Raw genomic sequence first — 20,502 nt, 5'->3', positions numbered from 1 at the left:
CAACAGTCCGTCAGCGCCCCCGCTCCAGGGGCGGTTCCGGGACGGACGCTCGCCGGGCGTACGCCGGACGCACGAAGGCGCCCGCCCTCCACTGGTCGGGGAGAGGGCAGGCGCCATGGCACCGTGCAGGCCCGGCAACGCTGGCGGGGGCAGCGGCTCGAACTCCCGGTGATGCGGCACCGGGCGACAGGGGGTCCGGACCCGCCGGCGGTGGGGCCGCCGGCGGGCTCGGGCGTGCGTCAGACCACCAGCGGGCGGTCCGTCGGGCGGATCGGGGCGGGCAGCGGGGTCTTGCCGCCCAGGTACTTGTCCACCGCGGCGGCGGCCGAACGGCCCTCCGCGATGGCCCAGACGATCAGCGACTGGCCGCGGCCGGCGTCGCCGCAGACGTAGACGCCGTCGACGTTGGTGGCGAACCTGCCGTCCCGCGCCACGTTGCCGCGGGCGTCCAGGTCGACGCCGAGCTGCTCGACCAGGCCGTTCTTGACGTCCGTGCCGGTGAAGCCCATGGCCAGGGTGACCAGCTGCGCCGGGATGGACCGCTCGGTGCCGGGCACCGGCTCGAACTTCCCGTCCTTGAACTCCACCTCGACCAGGTGCAGCTCCTGGACGTTGCCGTCCTCGTCGCCGCTGAAGTGGGTGGTGTTGACGGCGTAGATACGTCCCTCCTTGCCCGCCTCCGGCGAGGAGGGTCCCTCTGCCTGGTTAGCCACCGTCTTCGTCTCCCGGACGTAGACGGCCTCCTCGTGGGCGGAGGTCACCTTGTAGGTCATCGGCATGGTCGGCCAGGGCTGGTGGCCCGGGCGGGCGTCGCTCGGGCGCGGCATGATCTCCAGCTGGGTGACCGAGGCCGCCCCCTGGCGCAGCGCGGTGCCGAGGCAGTCCGCACCGGTGTCGCCGCCGCCGATGACGATGACGTGCTTGCCCTTGGCGCTGATCGGGGACTCGACGAAGTCGCCCTCCTGCACCTTGTTGGCCAGCGGCAGGTACTCCATGGCCTGGTGGATGCCCTTGAGCTCGCGCCCGGGCACCGGCAGGTCGCGCGCGGTGGTGGCACCGGCGGCGACGACGACCGCGTCGAAGCGCTCGCGCAGCTGCTGGCCGGTGATGTCCTCGCCGACGTGGACGCCGGTGCGGAACCGGGTGCCCTCCGCGCGCATCTGCTCGATGCGGCGGTTGATGTGGCGCTTCTCCATCTTGAACTCGGGGATGCCGTAGCGCAGCAGGCCGCCGATGCGGTCGGCGCGCTCGTACACCACCACGGTGTGCCCGGCCCGGGTGAGCTGCTGGGCGACGGCCAGGCCGGCCGGGCCGGAGCCGACCACGGCCACGGTCTTGCCGGACAGCCGCTCGGGGACCTGCGGCGTGACGCCGCCCCGGTCCCAGGCCTTGTCGATGATGGTGACCTCGACGTTCTTGATGGTCACCGCGTCCTGGTTGATCCCGAGCACGCAGGCCGACTCGCAGGGAGCCGGGCAGAGGCGGCCGGTGAACTCCGGGAAGTTGTTGGTCGCGTGCAGCCGCTCGATGGCGCCGGTCCAGTCGTCCCGGTAGGCCAGGTCGTTCCACTCGGGGATGAGGTTCCCGAGCGGGCAGCCGTTGTGGCAGAACGGGATGCCGCAGTCCATGCAGCGGCCGGCCTGCTTGGTGATGATCGGCAGGAGGCTGCGCTCGACGTAGACCTCGTTCCAGTCCCGCAGACGGACGTCCACGGGCCGGCGCTCGGCCAGCTGCTTGTCGGTGGTCAGGAAGCCCTTGGGGTCAGCCACGTGCCGCCTCCATCATCTTGCGAGTGGTCTCGGCCTCGGAGAGGCCATCGCGCTCAGCGGCGTCCTTGGCGGCGAGCACAGCCTTGTAGTCGGTCGGCATGATCTTGGAGAAGCGGGAGACCCCGCTGCCCCAGTCGGCCAGGAGCTCGGCGGCGACGGTGGAGCCGGTCTCCTCGTAGTGCTGCTGCACGGTCTCGCGCAGCCAGTCGCGGTCGTCGGCGGTCGGGGCCTCGATGCCCACCATGCCGTCGTTGACGTTCGCGGGGCGCAGGTCCAGCACGTAGGCGATGCCGCCGGACATGCCCGCCGCGAGGTTGCGGCCGGTCTCGCCGAGGACGACCACCCGGCCGCCGGTCATGTACTCCAGGCCGTGGTCGCCCACGCCCTCGACCACCAGGGTGGCACCGGAGTTGCGGACGGCGAAGCGCTCGCCGGCCTTGCCGCGCAGGTGCACGCGGCCGCTGGTGGCGCCGTAGCCGATGGTGTTGCCGGCGATGACGTGGTTCTGCGCGTCGGCGCCGATCGCGGCGGCGTCGCGCGCCGGGCGGACGACCACCACGCCGCCGGAGAGGCCCTTGGCGACGTAGTCGTTGGCGTCGCCCTCCAGGCGCAGGGTGACGCCCTTCGGCACGAACGCGCCGAACGACTGGCCCGCCGAGCCGGTGAAGGTGACGTCGATCGTGCCCTCGGGCAGGCCCTCGCCGCGGTACCGCTTGGTCACCTCGTGGCCGAGCATGGTGCCGACCGTGCGGTTGACGTTGCGGATCGGCAGCTGGATGCGGACGGCCTCGCCGCGCTCCAGCGCGTCCTCGGCCAGCTCGATCAGCTGGTTGTCGAGGGCCTTGTCCAGCGCGTGGTCCTGCGTGGTGGTGCAGTGCAGGGCCGAGCCCTCGGGCAGCTCGGGGACGTGGAAGAGCGGGGCCAGGTCGAGGCCGGCGGCCTTCCAGTGCGAGATCGCGGCCTGGGCGTTGATGTGCTCGGCGTGGCCGACGGCCTCCTCGATCGAGCGGAAGCCCAGCGAGGCCAGGATCTCCCGGACCTCCTCGGCGATGAACTCGAAGAAGTTGACCACGAACTCGGGCTTGCCGGAGAAGCGCTCGCGCAGCACCGGGTTCTGGGTGGCGACGCCGACCGGGCAGGTGTCCAGGTGGCAGACGCGCATCATGATGCAGCCGGAGACCACCAGCGGGGCGGTCGCGAAGCCGAACTCCTCGGCGCCGAGCAGGGCGGCGATCACGACGTCGCGGCCGGTCTTCAGCTGGCCGTCGGTCTGCACCACGATGCGGTCGCGCAGGCCGTTGAGCAGCAGGGTCTGCTGGGTCTCGGCGAGACCGAGCTCCCAGGGGCCGCCCGCGTGCTTGAGCGAGGTCAGCGGCGAGGCGCCGGTGCCGCCGTCGTGGCCGGAGACCAGCACCACGTCCGCGTGCGCCTTGGAGACGCCGGCCGCGACCGTGCCGACGCCGACCTCGGAGACCAGCTTCACGTGGATGCGGGCCGCCGGGTTGGCGTTCTTGAGGTCGTGGATCAGCTGAGCCAGGTCCTCGATGGAGTAGATGTCGTGGTGCGGCGGCGGGGAGATCAGGCCGACGCCCGGGGTCGAGTGCCGGGTCTTGGCCACCCACGGGTAGACCTTGTGGCCGGGCAGCTGGCCGCCCTCGCCGGGCTTGGCGCCCTGGGCCATCTTGATCTGGATGTCGTCCGCGTTGACCAGGTACTCGGAGGTGACGCCGAAGCGGCCGGAGGCGACCTGCTTGATCGCGGAGCGGCGCTCCGGGTCGTACAGGCGGTCCGGGTCCTCGCCGCCCTCACCGGTGTTGGACTTGCCGCCGAGGCGGTTCATCGCGATGGCGAGGGTCTCGTGCGCCTCGCGGGAGATCGAGCCGTACGACATGGCGCCGGTGGAGAAGCGCTTGACGATCTCGGAGACCGGCTCGACCTCCTCGACCGGCACCGGGGTGCGGCCGAGCGCGTCCAGCCGGAACAGGCCGCGCAGCGTCATCAGCCGCTCGGACTGCTCGTTCACCCGGTCCGTGTACTGCTTGAAGATGTCGTACCGGCGGTTGCGGGTGGAGTGCTGCAGCCGGAAGACGGTGTCCGGGTCGAACAGGTGCGGCTCGCCCTCGCGGCGCCACTGGTACTCGCCGCCGATCTCCAGCGCGCGGTGCGCGGCCGGGATGCCGGAGGCCGGGTAGGCCTTGGCGTGGCGGGCGGCCACCTCCTTGGCGATCTCGTCGAGGCCGATGCCGCCGAGCTTGGTGGTGGTGCCGGCGAAGTAGGCGCCGACCAGCTCCTCGGAGAGGCCGATCGCCTCGAAGACCTGCGCGCCGCGGTAGGAGGCGACGGTGGAGATGCCCATCTTGGACATGACCTTGAGCACGCCCTTGCCGAGCGCCTTGATCAGGTTCTTGATGGCCTTCTCGGGCTCGATGCCGGTCAGGAAGGTGCCCTGGGCGACGAGGTCCTCGACGGACTCCATCGCCAGGTAGGGGTTGACCGCGCCGGCGCCGTAGCCGATCAGCAGCGCGACGTGGTGCACCTCGCGGACGTCGCCGGCCTCGACCAGCAGCGACACCTGGGTGCGCTGCTTGGTGCGGATGAGGTGGTGGTGGATCGCGGAGGTGAGCAGCAGCGAGGGGATCGGGGCGTGCTCGGCGTCCGAGTGCCGGTCGGAGAGCACGATGATCCGGGCGCCGTCGGCGATCGCGGCGTCGGCCTCGGCGGCGATCGCGGACAGGCGGGCGGCCAGGCCCTCGCCGCCGGCGCCGACCTTGTAGAGGCCGGAGAGCGTGACGGCCTTGAGGCCGGGCTGGTCGCCGTCGTGGTTGATGTGGACCAGCTTGGCCAGCTCGTCGTTGTCGATCACCGGGAAGGTGATGCCGACGGAGCGGCAGGAGGCGGCCTCGGCGCCCAGCAGGTTGCCCTCGGGGCCGAGGTTGGACAGCAGCGAGGTGACGAGCTCCTCGCGGATGGCGTCCAGCGGCGGGTTGGTGACCTGCGCGAAGAGCTGCACGAAGTAGTCGAACAGCAGGCGCGGCTTCTCGGAGAGCGCGGCGATCGGGCTGTCGGTGCCCATCGAGCCGAGTGCCTCGCCGGCGGTCTTGGCCATCGGCGCGAGGATGACCCGCAGCTCCTCCTCGGTGTAGCCGAAGGTCTGCTGGCGGCGGGTGACCGAGGCGTGGGTGTGCGCGATGTGCTCGCGCTCGGGGAGCTTGGCGAGCTGGATCTGGCCGGCCGCGACCCACTCCTCGTAGGGGTGCTCGGCGGCCAGCGCGGACTTGATCTCCTCGTCCTCGACGATGCGGTGCTCCGCGGTGTCGATGAGGAACATCCGGCCCGGCTGCAGGCGGCCCTTCTTGGCCACCTTGTCCTGCTCGATGTCGAGCACGCCGACCTCGGAGGAGAGGACGACCAGGCCGTCCTCGGTGATCCAGTAGCGGGCCGGGCGCAGGCCGTTGCGGTCGAGCACGGCGCCGATCTGGGTGCCGTCGGTGAAGGTGACGCAGGCCGGGCCGTCCCAGGGCTCCATCAGGTTGGAGTGGTACTGGTAGAACGCGCGGCGGGCCGGGTCCATGGTGGCGTGGTTCTCCCACGCCTCCGGGATCATCATCAGCACCGAGTGCGGCAGCGATCGGCCGCCGAGGTGGAGCAGCTCCAGGACCTCGTCGAAGGAGGCCGAGTCGGAGTGGTCCGGGGTGCAGATCGGGAAGATCCGCTCCAGGCCCTGCCCGTTCTCGTTGGCCGGAATCAGGTCGGTGGCGAGCTGGGACTCCCGGGCGGTCATCCAGTTCCGGTTGCCCTTGACCGTGTTGATCTCGCCGTTGTGGGCGACGAAGCGGTACGGGTGGGCGAGCGGCCAGCTCGGGAAGGTGTTGGTCGAGAAGCGCGAGTGCACCAGGCCGAGCGCGGAGGCGTAGAGCCGGTCCGACAGGTCGGGGAAGAAGGGCTCCAGCTGCCCGGTGGTCAGCATGCCCTTGTAGACGATGGTGCGGGCGGAGAGCGAGGGGAAGTACACCCCGGCCTCGCGCTCGGAGCGCTTGCGGACGACGAAGGCGATCCGGTCGAGGGCGAGGCCCTCGACGCCGTCCTTGCCCAGGAAGAGCTGCCGGAAGCGCGGCATCACGCCGCGGGCGGTGGCGCCCAGCAGGTCGGGGGTGACCGGGACGTCGCGCCAGCCGAGGACGGTCAGGCCCTCCTCGGCCGCGACGGCCTCGATCTTCGCGACGGCGGCGGCGTCGGCCGCGTCCTCGTCGGGCAGGAAGGCGATGCCGACCGCGTAGGCGCCGGCGGCGGGGAGCTCGAACCCGACCTTGGTGCGCAGGAACGCGTCCGGGATCTGGGTCAGGATGCCGGCGCCGTCGCCGGAGTCCGGCTCGGCACCGGTGGCGCCCCGGTGCTCCAGGTTCCGCAGGACGGTCAGCGCCTGCTCGACGATCTTGTGGTCGGCGATGCCGGTCAGCGTGGCGACGAAGCCGACGCCGCAGGCGTCGTGCTCGTTCCGCGGGTCGTACAGGCCCTGAGCAGCAGGTCGCGCATCCGGAACGAGCGCGTACGGCGGGCGGGCTGCGCCGGCCTGGAGCTCGTTGGCGGAGTGCATGGATGCAGACAGCATCGGCTCTCCCGTCGTCGTCTTCTTCAAGTGCAGGTGCAGTAGGGACGACGTTGGCCCTGATGCGATTTCGTGCAAGTTACATGATGCCCAAGAACCCGGAAAGCGGAATATCCGGTCCACATCGCGGACGGACCCGCAGGTCAAGGGTGGAGGGAGGACATGCCACGGTGCACGTCCCGACGATTGTGCCCGGCGGTCGGCGGCCCGAAACAGGGGCGAAATCCCCCGGCTACGGAAGCCGATCAAGGCCGCCTGCGAATCCACTCCCGGAATCGGTCCCCGGGATGCGAATCAGCGGCCCCCGAGCCCGGATAGTGAGACTAGGCCAGGTGACGCGCGCACTCCATGTGCGGAACGTCACGCGCTGCGCAGCATAACCATGCAGACGTCTGTACCATCCCACGAGCCCGGGGGCCGCCGGTTCGTGCAGGCCGCCGACCGCAGCCCGCCGCGCAGGTCAGCCCACGTGTCCGCCGATCAGCCACCCGAGCAGGTACGTCACCCCGGCCGCCGTCCCGCCCAGCACCAGCTGCCGCAGCCCGCTGAACCACCAGCTGCGGGCCGTCACCCGGGCCACCACCGCGCCGCAGGCGAACAGGCCGGCCACCGAGAGCAGCAGGGCCGGCAGCAGCGTGGTCGCCCCCAGCAGGTACGGCAGCAGCGGCAGCAGCGCGCCCACCGCGAAGCAGACGAACGACGAGCCGGCCGCCACCCACGGCGACGGCAGGTCGTTGGGGTCGATTCCCAGCTCCTCCCGGGCGTGGATCTCCAGCGTCTGGTCCGGGTCGGCGGACAGCTGCCGGGCCACCTCGTGGGCGAGCTCCGGCTCCACGCCGCGGGCGATGTACAGCTGGGCCAGCTCGGCCAGCTCGCCGTGCGGGTTGCGGCTCAGCTCCAGCCGCTCGGCCTCGATCTCGGCCTGCACCAGCTCGCGCTGCGAGGCCACCGAGGTGTACTCCCCCGCCGCCATCGAGCAGGCCCCGGCCGCCAGGCCGGCCAGGCCGGTCAGCACCACGGTGCCACTGGACACCGCGCCTCCCACCACGCCGGTCATCAGCGCGAAGTTGGAGACCAGCCCGTCCATCGCCCCGAACACGGCCGGCCGCAGCCAGCCGCCGTTCACGTCGCGGTGATGCCCCGCGGCGGGGATGCGGGGGTGGTTCCCGGCCTCGGGCTCCAGGGTGGTCACGCTCACGGTCTTTCCCCTCCCGTTCGATTCTTCTGCGTCGAACGTAGACCGTCTGACCTGGGCATTTCCAGCAAAGTAAGGCTGTCCGAACAGCGCTCCGGCCGCCCTCCGCGAGGTTCGCGGGGGCGGCCGGAAGGCGGGATCGTCCCAGGTCAGGTGAGGTTCTTGGCGTCCTTGTCGGCGCGGTCGGCCGCCGCGTCGGTCGGCTCGGAGGTGCGCTCGGAGCCGGGTTCGGAGCCGGACTCGGCGGCGGGCTTCCCGGCCGCCGGGGCGGACGGCTTCGCCGGCTCCTCGTCGGCCGGGCCGTCGGCGGGCGCCGTTCCGGCCCCCTCCGGACCGTGCGCCGAGGGGTCGAGGGTGGCCGGGTCCTCCCGGCCGGGGCGCTTCCGGCCGACGATCACGAAGTAGGCGACGGCGCCGAGGAAGACCGCGATCGCCACCCAGTCGTTGAGCCGCAGGCCCAGGATGTGGTGCGCCTCGTCGATCCGCAGCCACTCGGTCCAGAACCGGCCGACCGTGTAGGCGGCCACGTACAGCGCGAAGGCCCGGCCGTGGCCGAGGGTGAAGCGGCGGTCCGCCCAGATCACCAGCAGCGCCACGCCGACGCACCAGAGCGACTCGTAGAGGAACGTCGGGTGGTAGGTCCCGGTGACGACCTCGCCGTTCGGCAGCGTCTTGTTGATCTCCAGGCCCCACGGCAGGGTGGTCGCCCGGCCGTACAGCTCCTGGTTGAACCAGTTGCCCCAGCGGCCGAGCGCCTGGGCCAGCGCGATGCCCGGGGCGATCGCGTCGGCGTAGGCGGGCAGCGCCACGCCGTGGCGGCGGCAGCCGATCCAGGCGCCGACCGCGCCGAACGCGATCGCGCCCCAGATGCCGAGGCCGCCCTCCCAGATCTTGAAGGCGTTCCAGGGGTTCTTGCCCTCGGCGAAGTAGAGCTGGTGGTCGGTGATCACGTGGTAAAGCCGGCCGCCGACCAGGCCGAACGGCACGGCCCAGACGGCGATGTCACCGACCGTGTGCTTGCCACCGCCCCGGGCGACCCAGCGCTTGCTGCCGAGCCAGACGGCCACGACGACACCGAGGATGATGCAGAAGGCATAGGCGCGCAGCGGGATCGGTCCGAGGTACAGGACGCCCCGAGACGGGCTGGGAATGTAGGCGATATCCATGGCAGCTCCGACGCTACAGGGTCGGCGGCCCGGCCTGGACACCCCGCGGGTCACAGATCGGCTCACAGATCCCGAACAACATGGTGACGGCACGCCGCCGCCCCCTCCGGACGGGGAGGGGGCGGCGGCCGGCCGGTGCGCCGGGCCCGGGCTCAGCCGGCCTTCGGCGAGGGGTTGTTGGGCTCCGAGGCGGTGCTGGTCGGCGCCGGGGACTGGCCGTGCGAGCCGGTGCTGCCCAGCGTCTTGCCCTGGTTGGCGGCGTCCACCGCCTCCACCAGGTTCTGCGGGGTGACCTCCTGGTTGCCGTTCTTCGGGTAGACCGGCTGCCCGTTGAGCAGCACCGTCGGGGTGGACTTGAAGCTGGACTTGTCGAAGTCCTGCTGCACCGCGGAGACCCAGCCGCCGTACTTGTTCTCGTTGACGCAGGCCTCGAAGGCGGGCGTGACCAGCCCGTCGACCTGCTTGGCGAGGCTGATCAGGACGGCCTTGTCACCGAAGGCGTCGTTGGTCTCGTCCGGCTGGTTGCGGTAGAGCACGTCGTGGTAGTCGCGGAAGTGCCCGGCGTCCTGGGCGCAGGCCAGCGCGTTGGCGGCGGTCTTCGAGCCCTTGCCCGGCACGGCCCGGTCGATGAACGAGACGATGTGGTACTGGGTGCTGATCTTGCCCGCGTCCTCCAGCTGGTCGACCGTCGGGGAGAACTCGCGCTCGAAGCTGCCGCAGGCGGGGCAGCGCGGGTCCTCGTAGACGGTGAGCACGGAGGGCGCGTCGGCCGCGCCGACCGGGATGACCAGGTTCTTGTCGCCGATCGTGCCGGCGGGCGCGGCGGTGGGGGTCTCGGGCTTGGAGCGCTCGTTCTGCACCACGACGCCGGTGATCACGGCGGCGGCGATCACGGCCAGCACCACCCCGCCGACCACCAGCTTCTTCTTGCGCTTGGCGCGGGCCTCATCGGCCGCCCGTTCCGCCAGCATCCGCTCGCGGGCGGTGCGCTTGCCTTCTCGGTTCTTCTCGCTCATTGCCTTGACATTCACAATCGGGGCCTGGTCCGGGTCGGGGTCGGGTGTGGGGTGCGGTGGTGCGCCGGCCGGTCAGCTCGCCAGCCATTCGTCCGCCGAGAACCTGGTGCGGGGGTACCGGATCAGCCACCCGGCGAGCAGCAGGAACCCGGTGTCGCGCAGGATCTCCTGCAGGTACTCGGTCTTCGACGCGTCCACCGTCCCGCCGCCGCCGAAGCAGCCGCAGTCGATCGAGATGCCGCGCGCCCAGGCGGAGGCGATCCCGGCGATGAAGGCGAGCAGCAGCACCGCCGAGACGATCGCGACCAGGCGGACGCCGAGGCCGATCAGCAGCAGCAGCGCGAGTGCCAGCTCCAGGAACGGCAGGGCGTAGCCGACCGGCTTGACCAGGGACTCGGGCAGGATCTCGTACGCGCGGACGGCCTGCGCGGCTTCGGCCGGGTCGGCGGTCTTGGCCAGCCCGGCCCACCCCCACACCACCGCCAGGCCGAGCCGGGCGGCCGTGCTGACCCACGCCGTTCCGCTCCACTGCGCCAGCCGGCCGGCCGCCATCGGGAAACCCCCCTCGGGAAACACGTTCACTTCCTGATGAACCGTAAGAGATGAAGGGCGGTTCCTCCATATTCAGGAATTAAGCCGGACGGGTGACGTCTGATGACGTTCTGTCCGAATCCGTTCTAGCGGGCGTTCGGGTCGCAGCCCGCCGGCCACCCCGGGCCGAGGAGGTCCCGCCGCCCGTCGTGCGCCGCGCGCGCGGCCCGGGCCACCGCGTCCTCCCGGGCCGCCTCGGCGCAGACGTAGGCGTCCCGCTCGGCCCGCTCCGCACCCCGCCTGGCCAGCGCCTGGCCGACCACGGCGTCCGCCCCCACGGCGGCGCTCAGGGCCAGGACGGCCGCGGCCGCCCGCAGCAGCACGGCTCGCTGGAGACCCGGCACCGGCCGACCCCTTCCGTTCGTTCCCGCCCTCGCACACGTCGTTCGTGCACTCGTCCCTCCACTCAACGCCGGTCAACCACCGCTGATGCGTCTACCCGTCGCTGTTCACTCGTTCGGGTTCCGTTCGGCCCGGAACGCCCCCGCAACGCCGACGGCCCGCCGCCCCGCGAGGGGGCGACGGGCCGTCGGGCAGGTCCGGTCAGCGGCGGCGGACGCCCTCCGCCAGCTCGCCGGCCAGCGTCCGCACCGCGGCGAGCGCGGACTGCTCGTCGCCGTCGGCGTCCAGGATCCGCTGGACGAAGGCCGAGCCGACGATCACACCGTCGGCGAAGCCGGCCACCTGGGCCGCCTGGTCCGCCGTCGAGACGCCGAGACCGACGCAGACCGGCAGGTCGGTGGTGGCCCGGGTGCGGGCGACCAGGTCCTCGGCGAGGTCGCCGACCTGGGCCCGGGAGCCGGTCACGCCCATCACCGCGGCCGCGTAGACGAAGCCGGAGCCGGCCGCGGTGACCTCGGCGAGCCGCCCGTCCTTGCTGCTGGGGGCGACCACGAACACGGTGTCCAGCCCGTGCTCGTCCGCCGCCTTGCGCCACTCCTCGGACTCCTCCACCGGCAGGTCCGGCAGGATGCAGCCCGCGCCGCCGGCCGCGGCCAGGTCGGCGGCGAAGCGCGCGGTGCCGTAGCGCTCGACCGGGTTCCAGTAGGTCATCACCAGCACGGCGGCCGCGGGGTGGGCCGCGGCGACCTCCTGGACGGTGCGCAGCACGTCCTTGATCCGGACGCCGCCGCGCAGCGCGATGTCGTCGGCGGTCTGGATGGTCGGACCGTCCAGGACCGGGTCGGAGTGCGGCAGGCCGACCTCGACGACGTCGCAGCCGCCCTCGATCAGCGCGTTGACCGCCCGCACGCCGCCGTCCACGCTCGGGAAGCCGGCCGGCAGGTAGCCGATCAGCGCGGCGCGGCCCTCCGCCTTGGCGCCGGCGAGGATGTCACTGAGCTTCGATGCCATGGTCACTTACCCCCGCGGGCCGCGTCGCCGGCCGGCTCGTCGTACAGGCCGAAGTACTCGGCCGCGGTGTGCATGTCCTTGTCGCCGCGCCCGGAGAGCGAGACCAGGATGGTGGCCTCCGGACCGAGCTCGCGGCCCAGCTCCAGGGCGCCGGCCAGCGCGTGGGCGCTCTCGATGGCCGGGATGATGCCCTCGGTGCGGGACAGCAGCCGCAGCGCCTGCATCGCGGCGTCGTCGGTGACCGGGCGGTACTCGGCCCGCCCGGTGTCCTTCAGCCAGGCGTGCTCCGGGCCGACGCCCGGGTAGTCGAGGCCGGCCGAGATGGAGTGCGACTCGATGGTCTGGCCGTCCTCGTCCTGCAGGACGTAGGTGCGCGAGCCGTGCAGCACGCCCGGGTCGCCCTTGGTGAGGGTGGCGGCGTGCCTGGGGGTCTCGGCGCCCTCGCCGGCCGCCTCGCAGCCGATCAGGCGCACGCCGGCGTCCGGGATGAACTCGTGGAAGATGCCCATCGCGTTGGAGCCGCCGCCGACGCAGGCGACGACGGCGTCGGGCAGCCGGCCGGTGCGGTCCAGCACCTGCTGCCGGGCCTCCACGCCGATCACCCGGTGGAAGTCGCGCACCATCATCGGGAACGGGTGCGGGCCGGCCACGGTGCCGAACAGGTAGTGGGTGGAGTCCACGTTGGCGACCCAGTCGCGGAACGCCTCGTTGATGGCGTCCTTGAGGGTGCGGCTGCCGGACTTGACCGACACCACCTCGGCACCGAGCATCCGCATCCGGGCGACGTTCAGCGCCTGGCGCTGGGTGTCGACCTCGCCCATGTAGATGGTGCAGTCGAAGCCGAACAGCGCGCAGGCGGTGGCGGTGGCCACCCCGTGCTGGCCGGCGCCGGTCTCGGCGATGATCCGGGTCTTGCCCATCCGCCGGGTCAGCAGCGCCTGGCCCAGCACGTTGTTGATCTTGTGCGAGCCGGTGTGGTTGAGGTCCTCGCGCTTGAGTAGGACGCGGGCTCCGCCCGCCTCGGCGGAGAACCGGTGCACGTCGGTCAGCGGGCTGGGGCGGCCGGTGTAGTCGCGCAGCAGCCCGTCCAGCTCGGCGGCGAAGGCCGGGTCGGCCTTGGCCTTCTCGTACTCCTCGGCGACCTGCTCCACGGCGGCGACCAGCGCCTCCGGGATGAAGCGGCCCCCGTAGGCGCCGAAGTAGCCGCGGGCGTCCGGCACGTCGGCGCCGGACAGGTGGTCCTTCTCGGACATGGTGGGTCCTTCTCGAAGATGACGACAGTGGACGTCGGAACGGCTGGATCAGCCGTACGTCCTGCGCCATCGACGGCCCGGCACCTGCCCGGGCTCGCAGCCGATCACGTAGCGCACCCGCCTGCCCAGCACACGGCGTGCGGGCGCGCGGCAGCCGCGCGGGCGGCAGCCGGGGGCGAGACGGGAGGCGAGTTTCACGGCGGCGGGATCAGTCCTTGTGCCGGATGGCGGGGTGGGCGCCGGCCGCGACCAGGTCGGCCACCGCGGCGCGCGGGTCGCTGCCGGTCACCAGGGACTCGCCGACCAGGACCGCGTCGGCCCCCAGGTTGGCGTAGGAGATCACGTCCAGCGGGCCGCGCACGCCGGACTCGGCGACCTTGACGATGCCGTCCGGGATCGCGTGGACGACGTTGCCGAAGGTGTTCCGGTCGACCTCCAGGGTCTTGAGGTTGCGGGCGTTGACGCCGATGATCTTCGCGCCGGCGTCCACCGCGCGCTTGATCTCCTCCTCGTCGTGCACCTCGACCAGCGGGGTGAGGCCGATCGACTCGGCGCGCTCGATCAGCGACACCAGGGCCGGCTGGTCGAGGGCCGCGACGATCAGCAGCGCGAGGTCGGCGCCGTGGGCGCGGGCCTCCCAGAGCTGGTACGCGGTGACGATGAAGTCCTTGCGCAGCAGCGGGGTGTCCACCGCGGCGCGGACGGCGTCCAGGTCGGCCAGCGACCCGCCGAAGCGGCGCTGCTCGGTCAGGACGCTGATCGCGGCGGCACCGCCGGCCGCGTAGTCGGCCGCCAGGGCGGCCGGATCGGCGATCGCGGCCAGCGCGCCCTTGGACGGGCTGGAACGCTTGACCTCGCAGATCACCCGGACCCCGTCGCCCTTCAGGGCCGCGACGCCGTCCTTGGCGTCCGGGGCCTTGGCGGCGAGCTCCTTGAGCTCGTCCAGGGAGACCCGGGCCTGCCGCTCGGCGAGGTCCTCACGGACTCCCTCGATGATCGTGTCGAGGACACTCATGCACCCACCTCGCTCCGCTCGGCGGGCGCTGGACGCGACGCGCCGCTGTGATCGGTTCTCCCCCGGCCTCCGGCCGAGGGGATCCCCAGGCTCCGCTTGCACACGAGAGCGCCCCCATCGTTGGTCTGCCAGTCGTTCTGGCGGAAAGCCGGACAGCCAGTCGGGCCTCCGGCCCTTCGATGGTATCGGCACCGGGGGGCGCGGGGCGCATCCGCCCGGCGCGCGTCTCGCGGTTCGGACGCTCCCCCGGACGGCCACAGGGCGCCTCCCAGCTGGGGATTCGCCGTCCCCGCCGCCCGTGGTTTCAGACCAGCGGGGGTGCCAGACCGGCCCCGATCGGCAGATTCCGGACCACCGTGAAGACCAGCAGCAGGAGGGCGACCAGCACCCAGCGCCGGACGCCGAGCGCGAGCCGGGGCGCCGGTCCGCCGGTCGCCGCGGCCCAGACCCAGCGCACCCAGAGCACGGACAGCACCGCGAACAGCAGCACCGCGGGCGCGTTGTCGTGCAGCGCGCCGCTGAGGTCCCCGTGGACCAGCGCGTGGACGCAGCGCAGTCCGCCGCAGCCCGGGCACCACCAGCCGGTGGCGGCCAGGAACGGACAGATCGGGTAGTGGCCGGGGGCGTTCGGGTCCACCAGGGCGATGTAGGTGGTGGGGACGGCCACCGCGGCGAGGGCGGCCAGCGGCACGCCCAGCCGGCGCAGGACCGGCGGCCGGGCGGAGGCGGTGGGGGCGGCGTTCACGCCCCTGATTCTGCCCGCCCGGCGCGGCGCCGGACACCGTGACACAGCGGGCGGGGCGCAGCGGGCCGCCGGGAAAAGCGAAACGGCGGGCGTGGCGCCCGCCGTCGTGCCTCGGGCCCGAAGGCCCGTTCGGATCAGGCGGCGGCGAGCGCGGCCTGGTGCTCCTCGACGGTCATGAGGTGCTGGCTCGGCTGCTTGCCCATGCCCGCCATCGCCATGGCCTTGCCGACCACGCCGCCGAGCAGGACGACCGCCAGGCCGGCCCAGACCAGCAGCACCGACGGGAGGATCATGGCGACGCCCGCGATCGCGAAACCGATGAAGGTGATGGTCACGCCGGTCCAGGCGGCGGGGGTGTGGCCGTGTGCTGCTGCTGCCATCTGAATGGTGCTCCTAGGCTCTCGGGGCCCGGCCGGGCCTGCGGGCCCCTGGCGGGTTGACGTGTTCCATTGTGCCGGGCCACACACCGGCACCCCAAAGGGGGTGCTCGTCTATCAGGTCACATCCGGCCCGGTCACCGGCGGTCAGACCGCGGTGGGGTCCTCGCCGCGGTCCAGGGCCTTCCACAGGTCGGCCGGCGACTCGGCCGCCTTCGCCGGGGCCTTGCGGGTCGGCGCGTCGTACCGGCTGCCCATGGCCGGCCAGCCCCGCCCGTACCGCGCGGTGAGCAGCCCGGCCAGCGCCAGCAGCAGCCCGCCGACCAGCGCCACCCACGGCCAGGCGGTGTGGGCGACGTCGGTGGCGGCGGTGCCCGACAGGGCCAGCTTGCGGGCCGCCTCGGAGTCCAGCGAGGCGGTGTCGCCCGCCCCGGCCGCGGCCGCCGCGGCGGCGCCGAGGCCGGCCAGCAGCGTCAGCGCGCCGACCGCGATCCGGCCTGCGCCGCGGACCGCGAAGACCGCGACCGCCGCCGCCAGCGCCACCAGCGCCAGCCCGCCCGGCAGCTCGGAGATCCGGCTGCCGGTGACGGAGACCTCCAGCGTCCCGGCGGCCGCCCCGGCCACCCGGCCCTCGGCCCAGACCCGGCCGACGGCCGTCAGCACCAGCACCACGCCCAGCAGGGTCAGCAGCAGCATCAGGCCGAGCGTGCGCCGCCCGGCCTTCGCGGGGGCGGCGGGGGCGGCTTCGGTACGGGACTGCTCAGGAACGCTCACCCGTCCACTATCCCCGACCGCACGCCCCGCCCCCACCCCGGGTCGGGGACCTACCGCGGGTCGGGCGCGAAGCCGTCGGTCGACAGCACGAGGGTGCGTTCCGCCAGCGGCAGGAAGACGTCGTTGCCGAAGGGCACCCGCTCGGCCTCCCGGTAGGCGCCGGGGGGCTCCGGGTGGCTGTGCACGGTGCAGGCCGCCTCCTCCGGGTCCACCACCACGTACAGCGGCACGCCGCACTCGGCGAGGTAGCGCTGCTTGCGGACGAAGTCGCCGTCCTGCTGGGTCCGGGGGACGACCTCCAGCACCGCCCGGAGGTCGTCCGAGCGGTACCGCCCGCCGGCCGTGGGCCGCGCCCCCGGCGCGATCACCGCGAGGTCGGGCGCGTACCCGTACCGCGGGGACGGGAAGTCCACGACCTCACCGGTGAGCACGGTGCCGTGCCCCGCGAGCTGCTGCTCGACCTGGGCCGCCGCCCCGAGGGCGACCTCCCAGTGCCCCTGGCCGCGCGGGGTCATGGTGATCTTCCCCGCGGTGATCTCCACCCGGTACCCGCGCGGGAGGCGCACACCCGCGAGGGCGTCCCAGGCCGATCCGGCGTCCTGCTGGTCCGACATGCCCGCCTCCTCGCCGCCGCACCGCACCGGCGCGGCTCACACCTCCGGCGTGCGCAGCGTATTCGCGGTGGCCACCGCCCGCAGGACGGCCGCCGCCTTGTTGCGGCACTCGGTGTCCTCGCCGTGCGGGTCGGAGTCGGCGACCACGCCCGCGCCCGCCTGGACGTAGGCGGTGCCGTCGCGCAGCACGGCGGTGCGGATGGCGATCGCGGTGTCGGAGTCCCCGGCGAAGTCCAGGTAGCCGACGCAGCCGCCGTACAGGCCCCGGCGGGTGGGCTCCAGCTCCTCGATGATGCGCATCGCCCGCGGCTTCGGCGCGCCGGAGAGGGTGCCGGCCGGGAAGCATGCGGTCAGCACGTCGAAAGCGGTCCGGCCGGGCGCCACCCGGCCGGTGACGGTCGAGACGATGTGCATGACGTGGCTGTAGCGCTCGATCTGCATGAAGTCGACCACCTCGACGCTGCCCGGCGCGCAGACCCGGCCGAGGTCGTTGCGGCCGAGGTCGACCAGCATCAGGTGCTCGGCCCGCTCCTTCGGGTCGGCGAGCAGCTCGGCGGCCAGCTCCGCGTCCTCGTGCGGGGTGGCGCCGCGGTGCCGGGTGCCGGCGATCGGGTGCAGCATCGCCTCGCCCTCGGTGACCTTGACCAGCGCCTCCGGGCTGGAGCCGACCACGTCGAAGCCGCCCTCGGCTCCGCCGTCCGCGCCGGGGAAGCGGAAGAGGTACATGTACGGGCTCGGGTTGGTGGTGCGCAGCACCCGGTAGACGTCCAGCGCCGAGGCCGGGCAGGGCGCCTCGAACCGCTGCGAGGGCACCACCTGGAAGGCCTCCCCGGCCCGGATCCGTTCCTTGACCTCCTCCACGGCCGCCCGGTAGGGCGCCCCGCCGAACGGCGAGCGGACCTCGCCGGGGCCGGAGGGGGTGAAGGTGGCCAGGCCCGGGTCGACCGGCTTGAGCAGGTCGGTCTCCATCGCGTCGAGCCGGGCCACGGCGTCCGCGTAGGCCTCGTCCACGCCGCTCGACAGGTCGTTGTGGTTGACGGCGTTGGCGATCAGCAGCACCGTGCCGTCGGCGTGGTCCAGCACGGCGAGGTCGGTGGCCAGCAGCATGGTCAGCTCGGGGAGCTTGAGGTCGTCCGGGTTGAGGTCGGGCAGCTTCTCCAGCCGGCGGACGACGTCGTAGCCGAGGTAGCCGACCAGGCCGCCGGTGAGCGGGGGCAGGCCGTCGTCGGTGTGGCGCGGGGTGTGCAGCGCCTCCAGCGCGGCGCGCAGCACCTGGAGCGGGTCGCCCGTGGTGGGGATGCCCACCGGCGGGGTGCCGAGCCACCGGGCGTTCCCCTCCGGGTCGGCGGTGAGCACCGCGGCGCTGCGCACGCCGACGAAGGAGTACCGGGACCAGCTGCGGCCCTGCTCGGCGGACTCCAGCAGGAAGGTGCCGGGGCGCTCGGCGGCGAGGCTGCGGTAGAGGCCGATCGGGGTGAGCCCGTCCGCGAGGAGCCTGCGGGTGACCGGGATGACCCGGGTGTCGGCGGCGAGCTTGCGGAAGGCTTCGAGATCCATGGCGGGCGGCACCTTCTGGTCGTGGTCGGCTTCTGGCGGCGTTCGGCGGTGGAGCGGGCGGCGCTGCGGCGCTGCAGCGCGGCGGCCGGCGGGATCAGCCGAGCGGGAGCACGTCGGCGTCGAAGCAGGTGCGGTCGCCGGTGTGGCAGGCGGCCCCGGTCTGGTCCACCTTGACCAGCAGGGTGTCGCCGTCGCAGTCCAGCGCGACCGAGACGACCCGCTGGGCGTGGCCCGAGGTGTCGCCCTTGACCCAGTACTCCCGGCGGCTGCGGCTCCAGTAGGTGCAGCGGCCGGTGGTGAGGGTGCGGTGCAGCGCCTCGTCGTCCATCCAGCCGAGCATCAGCACCTCGCCGGTGTCGTGCTGCTGCGCGATGGCCGGGAGCAGTCCGTCCGGGGTGCGCTTGAGCCGGGCGGCGATCTCGGGGGCCAGCGCGGTGGAGCCGGGAGCGGCGGGCGTGGTGGGGGTGGTGGACATGCGCCCATTGTGTCAGCCCGGCCCTGCGCACACGTGCGCCGTCCGCCACCCGATCCCGAGAGCCCTCTCAATGCGGGCGTTCGCAGCCTTCGGGCCAGATGCGGTGGACGAACAACCCAGCCTGCTGCGCCAGTTCGGCGACCCGGGCGGGCTCGCTGCCGGGCTCGCCGTCCCAGACCGCGATCAGCTCGTCGATCATGCCGACCAGGGCCCGGCCGGTGTCGTGGCCGAGGCCCCCGTGCTCGACCGGGGCCAGCCGGTGGACGGCGTTGGCCTCGTTCATCAGCTGCAGCCGGGTGGCGCGGTGCCGGTCGCCGGCGCGGCCGACGACGGACGCCCCCGCGGGGACGATGACCTCCACCTTGCCGCCGTGCTCCAGCACCGACCGGGCGAACCAGCTCTCCGGGCCCTCGTCGGCGCAGGTGACGCCGACCAGCTCGTACGGGCCGAAGGTGGTGACGAGCCGCCAGAGGTCCCCGCGGACCAGCATCTCGGTGATGCCTCCCGACAGGCCCCGGTGACCGGTGATTCCGACGCGCATCCGCATACTCCTGGGATCGTGTCGTGCCGGGGCGAGCCTATCCGACCGCACCGGCCCCGCCCGGCGCCGCACGGCCTCCTCCGCTCCGCCCCGGCCCGCTGCGGTCTGCTCGTACGAGTTGTGCCAACCGCCTGCCGGGAGGGGCCGCGGTGGGCCATCCTCGTGGCCATGACCTCCGAGCAGCCGACCCCCGCGCAGCCGCCCGAGCCCGCCGCACGCCCGCCGCGGGGCCTGGTCCTCGCCGTCGCCGCGGTGCTGGCCGCGCTGCTCGCGGTGGTGGCCACGGTCATGCTCTGGCCGGAGAAGGAGTCGGCCCCGCTCCCGCCGCCGCCCTCCCCCGCCACGGCCACGCCGTCCCCGACGCCCACCCCGACCCCCACGCCCACGCCGACGCCGAGCAGGGTGGTGCCGTACACCTTCTTCCCGGTCGGGACGTGCTTCGACCACCCTCAGCAGACCAAGACCGTCACCAAGCCGGAGGCCCGCCCCTGCGAGGGGGAGCACGACGGCGAGGTCGTCGCCGACCTCCTGCTGCCGGACGGGCTGACCGAGACCCAGCTGAACAAGGCCGTCCGGGACGGCTGCAAGGAGTCGCTGGCCGCGGCCGAGGCCCGCCAGGGCGGCGGGACATTCTACACCCTGCCGATCGGGCCGCCGATGGCGCAGTACCAGCAGGGCTGGCGGGACTACACCTGCTCGCTCACCTCCGGCACCCGCCCGGGCACCCCCAAACTCACCGGGCACCTCAAGTGACGCGGTGAGGACGCCCTACGCTGACACCATGTCGAACCACGCCCTCGCCGAGCGCCACCGGTTGGCCGAGCTGCTGGCCGCCGCCGGGCCGGACGCGCCCACCCTCTGTGCCGGGTGGTCCACCCGGGACCTCGCCGCCCATCTCGTCGTCCGGGAGCGGCGGCCGGACGCTGCGGCGGGGATCCGGGTCGGCGCCCTCGCCGGCCACACGCACCGGGTGCAGTCCGGGTACGCCGAACGCCCGTACGAGGAGCTGCTGCGGCTGTTCCGCTCCGGCCCGCCGGTGCTCTCGCCGTTCGCCCTGCCCGGCGCCGACGAGGCCGCCAACACCGTCGAGTACTTCGTGCACGCGGAGGACGTCCGCCGGGCCGGCGAGAAGTGGACGCCGCAGCCGGTGCCGCCCGGGCGGGCCGACGCGCTCTGGCGCCGGCTGCCGCTGCTGGCCCGGATGGAGGCGGGCCGCCGCTCCCCGGTCCGGCTGGAGCTGAGCCGCCCGGAGGGGCAGAGCCTGACGGTCGGCCCGGCCGGGGCGCCGATGGTGCGGATCACCGGCGAGCCGGGCGAGCTGGTGCTGTTCGTCTACGGCCGCGGCGAGCGCACCGAGCTGGCCGTGGACGGCCCGCCGGACGCGGTCACCGCACTGCGGCACGTCCTGCCGCTGCCGCAGTAGCGGGTGGGCCCGGCCGGCGCGTGTCCGGCTGC

The 20,502-nt window shown here is 73.3% G+C and carries 20 protein-coding genes; 2 read left to right on the top strand and 18 right to left on the bottom strand.

Annotation, left to right across the window (positions count from 1 at the left end; genetic code table 11):
• Window positions 1-239: 239 nt before the first annotated feature.
• The 18 genes from ACIPSC_RS01525 to ACIPSC_RS01440 all read right to left on the bottom strand — a co-directional run bounded on the left by ACIPSC_RS01525 (window position 240) and on the right by ACIPSC_RS01440 (window position 19,047).
• Window positions 240-1,769, bottom strand: a complete 1,530-nt coding sequence (locus ACIPSC_RS01525; protein WP_400822171.1) for a glutamate synthase subunit beta — start codon at window positions 1,767-1,769, stop codon at window positions 240-242.
• Window positions 1,762-6,363, bottom strand: a complete 4,602-nt coding sequence (gene gltB, locus ACIPSC_RS01520) for a glutamate synthase large subunit (protein WP_400822480.1) — start codon at window positions 6,361-6,363, stop codon at window positions 1,762-1,764. The genes ACIPSC_RS01525 and gltB overlap by 8 nt, the downstream gene beginning before the upstream one ends.
• A 472-nt stretch (window positions 6,364-6,835) precedes the next feature.
• Entirely contained in the window at window positions 6,836-7,567 is a 732-nt protein-coding gene (locus ACIPSC_RS01515) for a VIT1/CCC1 transporter family protein (RefSeq protein ID WP_238741465.1), read from the bottom strand.
• 152 nt (window positions 7,568-7,719) lie between these two features.
• On the bottom strand, window positions 7,720-8,736 hold the full coding sequence (lgt, locus tag ACIPSC_RS01510) for a prolipoprotein diacylglyceryl transferase (RefSeq protein ID WP_400822170.1): 1,017 nt from the start codon (window positions 8,734-8,736) through the stop codon (window positions 7,720-7,722).
• 152 nt (window positions 8,737-8,888) lie between these two features.
• Window positions 8,889-9,752: a DsbA family protein gene (locus tag ACIPSC_RS01505; protein WP_400822168.1), complete on the bottom strand. Its 864-nt coding sequence runs from the start codon at window positions 9,750-9,752 to the stop codon at window positions 8,889-8,891.
• Between the two features lie 72 nt (window positions 9,753-9,824).
• The gene (locus ACIPSC_RS01500) at window positions 9,825-10,328 is read right to left on the bottom strand and encodes a MauE/DoxX family redox-associated membrane protein (RefSeq protein ID WP_400822167.1); all 504 of its coding nucleotides are present in this window, start codon (window positions 10,326-10,328) and stop codon (window positions 9,825-9,827) included.
• A 101-nt stretch (window positions 10,329-10,429) separates the two neighbouring features.
• Entirely contained in the window at window positions 10,430-10,687 is a 258-nt protein-coding gene (locus ACIPSC_RS01495; RefSeq protein WP_400822166.1) for a hypothetical protein, read from the bottom strand.
• A 199-nt stretch (window positions 10,688-10,886) separates the two neighbouring features.
• Window positions 10,887-11,696, bottom strand: coding sequence for a tryptophan synthase subunit alpha (trpA, locus tag ACIPSC_RS01490; RefSeq protein ID WP_400822164.1), 810 nt, complete (start codon window positions 11,694-11,696; stop codon window positions 10,887-10,889).
• Between the two features lie 2 nt (window positions 11,697-11,698).
• Window positions 11,699-12,949, bottom strand: a complete 1,251-nt coding sequence (trpB, locus tag ACIPSC_RS01485; RefSeq protein WP_400822162.1) for a tryptophan synthase subunit beta — start codon at window positions 12,947-12,949, stop codon at window positions 11,699-11,701.
• A 48-nt stretch (window positions 12,950-12,997) separates the two neighbouring features.
• The gene (trpM, locus tag ACIPSC_RS01480) at window positions 12,998-13,147 is read right to left on the bottom strand and encodes a tryptophan biosynthesis modulator TrpM (RefSeq protein WP_374209046.1); all 150 of its coding nucleotides are present in this window, start codon (window positions 13,145-13,147) and stop codon (window positions 12,998-13,000) included.
• A gap of 10 nt (window positions 13,148-13,157) precedes the next feature.
• On the bottom strand, window positions 13,158-13,964 hold the full coding sequence (gene trpC, locus ACIPSC_RS01475; protein WP_400822161.1) for an indole-3-glycerol phosphate synthase TrpC: 807 nt from the start codon (window positions 13,962-13,964) through the stop codon (window positions 13,158-13,160).
• 304 nt (window positions 13,965-14,268) lie between these two features.
• Window positions 14,269-14,718 (bottom strand): DUF2752 domain-containing protein, encoded by a 450-nt coding sequence (locus ACIPSC_RS01470; protein ID WP_400822478.1) that lies wholly within the window; start codon window positions 14,716-14,718, stop codon window positions 14,269-14,271.
• Between the two features lie 125 nt (window positions 14,719-14,843).
• Window positions 14,844-15,089: an HGxxPAAW family protein gene (locus ACIPSC_RS01465; RefSeq protein WP_400822160.1), complete on the bottom strand. Its 246-nt coding sequence runs from the start codon at window positions 15,087-15,089 to the stop codon at window positions 14,844-14,846.
• 144 nt (window positions 15,090-15,233) lie between these two features.
• Window positions 15,234-15,860, bottom strand: coding sequence for a TIGR02234 family membrane protein (locus ACIPSC_RS01460; RefSeq protein WP_400822158.1), 627 nt, complete (start codon window positions 15,858-15,860; stop codon window positions 15,234-15,236).
• A 50-nt stretch (window positions 15,861-15,910) separates the two neighbouring features.
• Window positions 15,911-16,474, bottom strand: coding sequence for a Uma2 family endonuclease (locus tag ACIPSC_RS01455; RefSeq protein WP_400822157.1), 564 nt, complete (start codon window positions 16,472-16,474; stop codon window positions 15,911-15,913).
• A gap of 36 nt (window positions 16,475-16,510) precedes the next feature.
• Window positions 16,511-18,031 carry an anthranilate synthase component I gene (locus ACIPSC_RS01450; protein ID WP_400822156.1) on the bottom strand — a complete coding sequence of 507 codons (1,521 nt, stop codon included), beginning with the start codon at window positions 18,029-18,031 and terminating at the stop codon, window positions 16,511-16,513.
• Between the two features lie 94 nt (window positions 18,032-18,125).
• Entirely contained in the window at window positions 18,126-18,506 is a 381-nt protein-coding gene (hisI, locus tag ACIPSC_RS01445; protein ID WP_313763292.1) for a phosphoribosyl-AMP cyclohydrolase, read from the bottom strand.
• A 67-nt stretch (window positions 18,507-18,573) separates the two neighbouring features.
• Complete coding sequence (locus ACIPSC_RS01440) at window positions 18,574-19,047, bottom strand: hypothetical protein (RefSeq protein WP_400822154.1); 474 nt, start codon at window positions 19,045-19,047, stop codon at window positions 18,574-18,576.
• A gap of 168 nt (window positions 19,048-19,215) precedes the next feature.
• Here ACIPSC_RS01440 and ACIPSC_RS01435 point away from each other — a divergent pair, with 168 nt between their 5' ends.
• Together ACIPSC_RS01435 and ACIPSC_RS01430 are read left to right on the top strand one after the other, a co-directional pair.
• Window positions 19,216-19,800, top strand: a complete 585-nt coding sequence (locus tag ACIPSC_RS01435; protein WP_400822152.1) for a hypothetical protein — start codon at window positions 19,216-19,218, stop codon at window positions 19,798-19,800.
• 28 nt (window positions 19,801-19,828) lie between these two features.
• Window positions 19,829-20,470: a TIGR03085 family metal-binding protein gene (locus tag ACIPSC_RS01430; protein WP_400822150.1), complete on the top strand. Its 642-nt coding sequence runs from the start codon at window positions 19,829-19,831 to the stop codon at window positions 20,468-20,470.
• Window positions 20,471-20,502: the final 32 nt, after the last annotated feature.

It is taken from the genome of Kitasatospora sp. NPDC090091 (assembly GCF_044747365.1).
GTDB lineage: Bacteria > Actinomycetota > Actinomycetes > Streptomycetales > Streptomycetaceae > Kitasatospora.
Note: the sequence above shows the minus strand (reverse complement) of the source record. Positions and strands in the feature narration are given on the sequence as shown.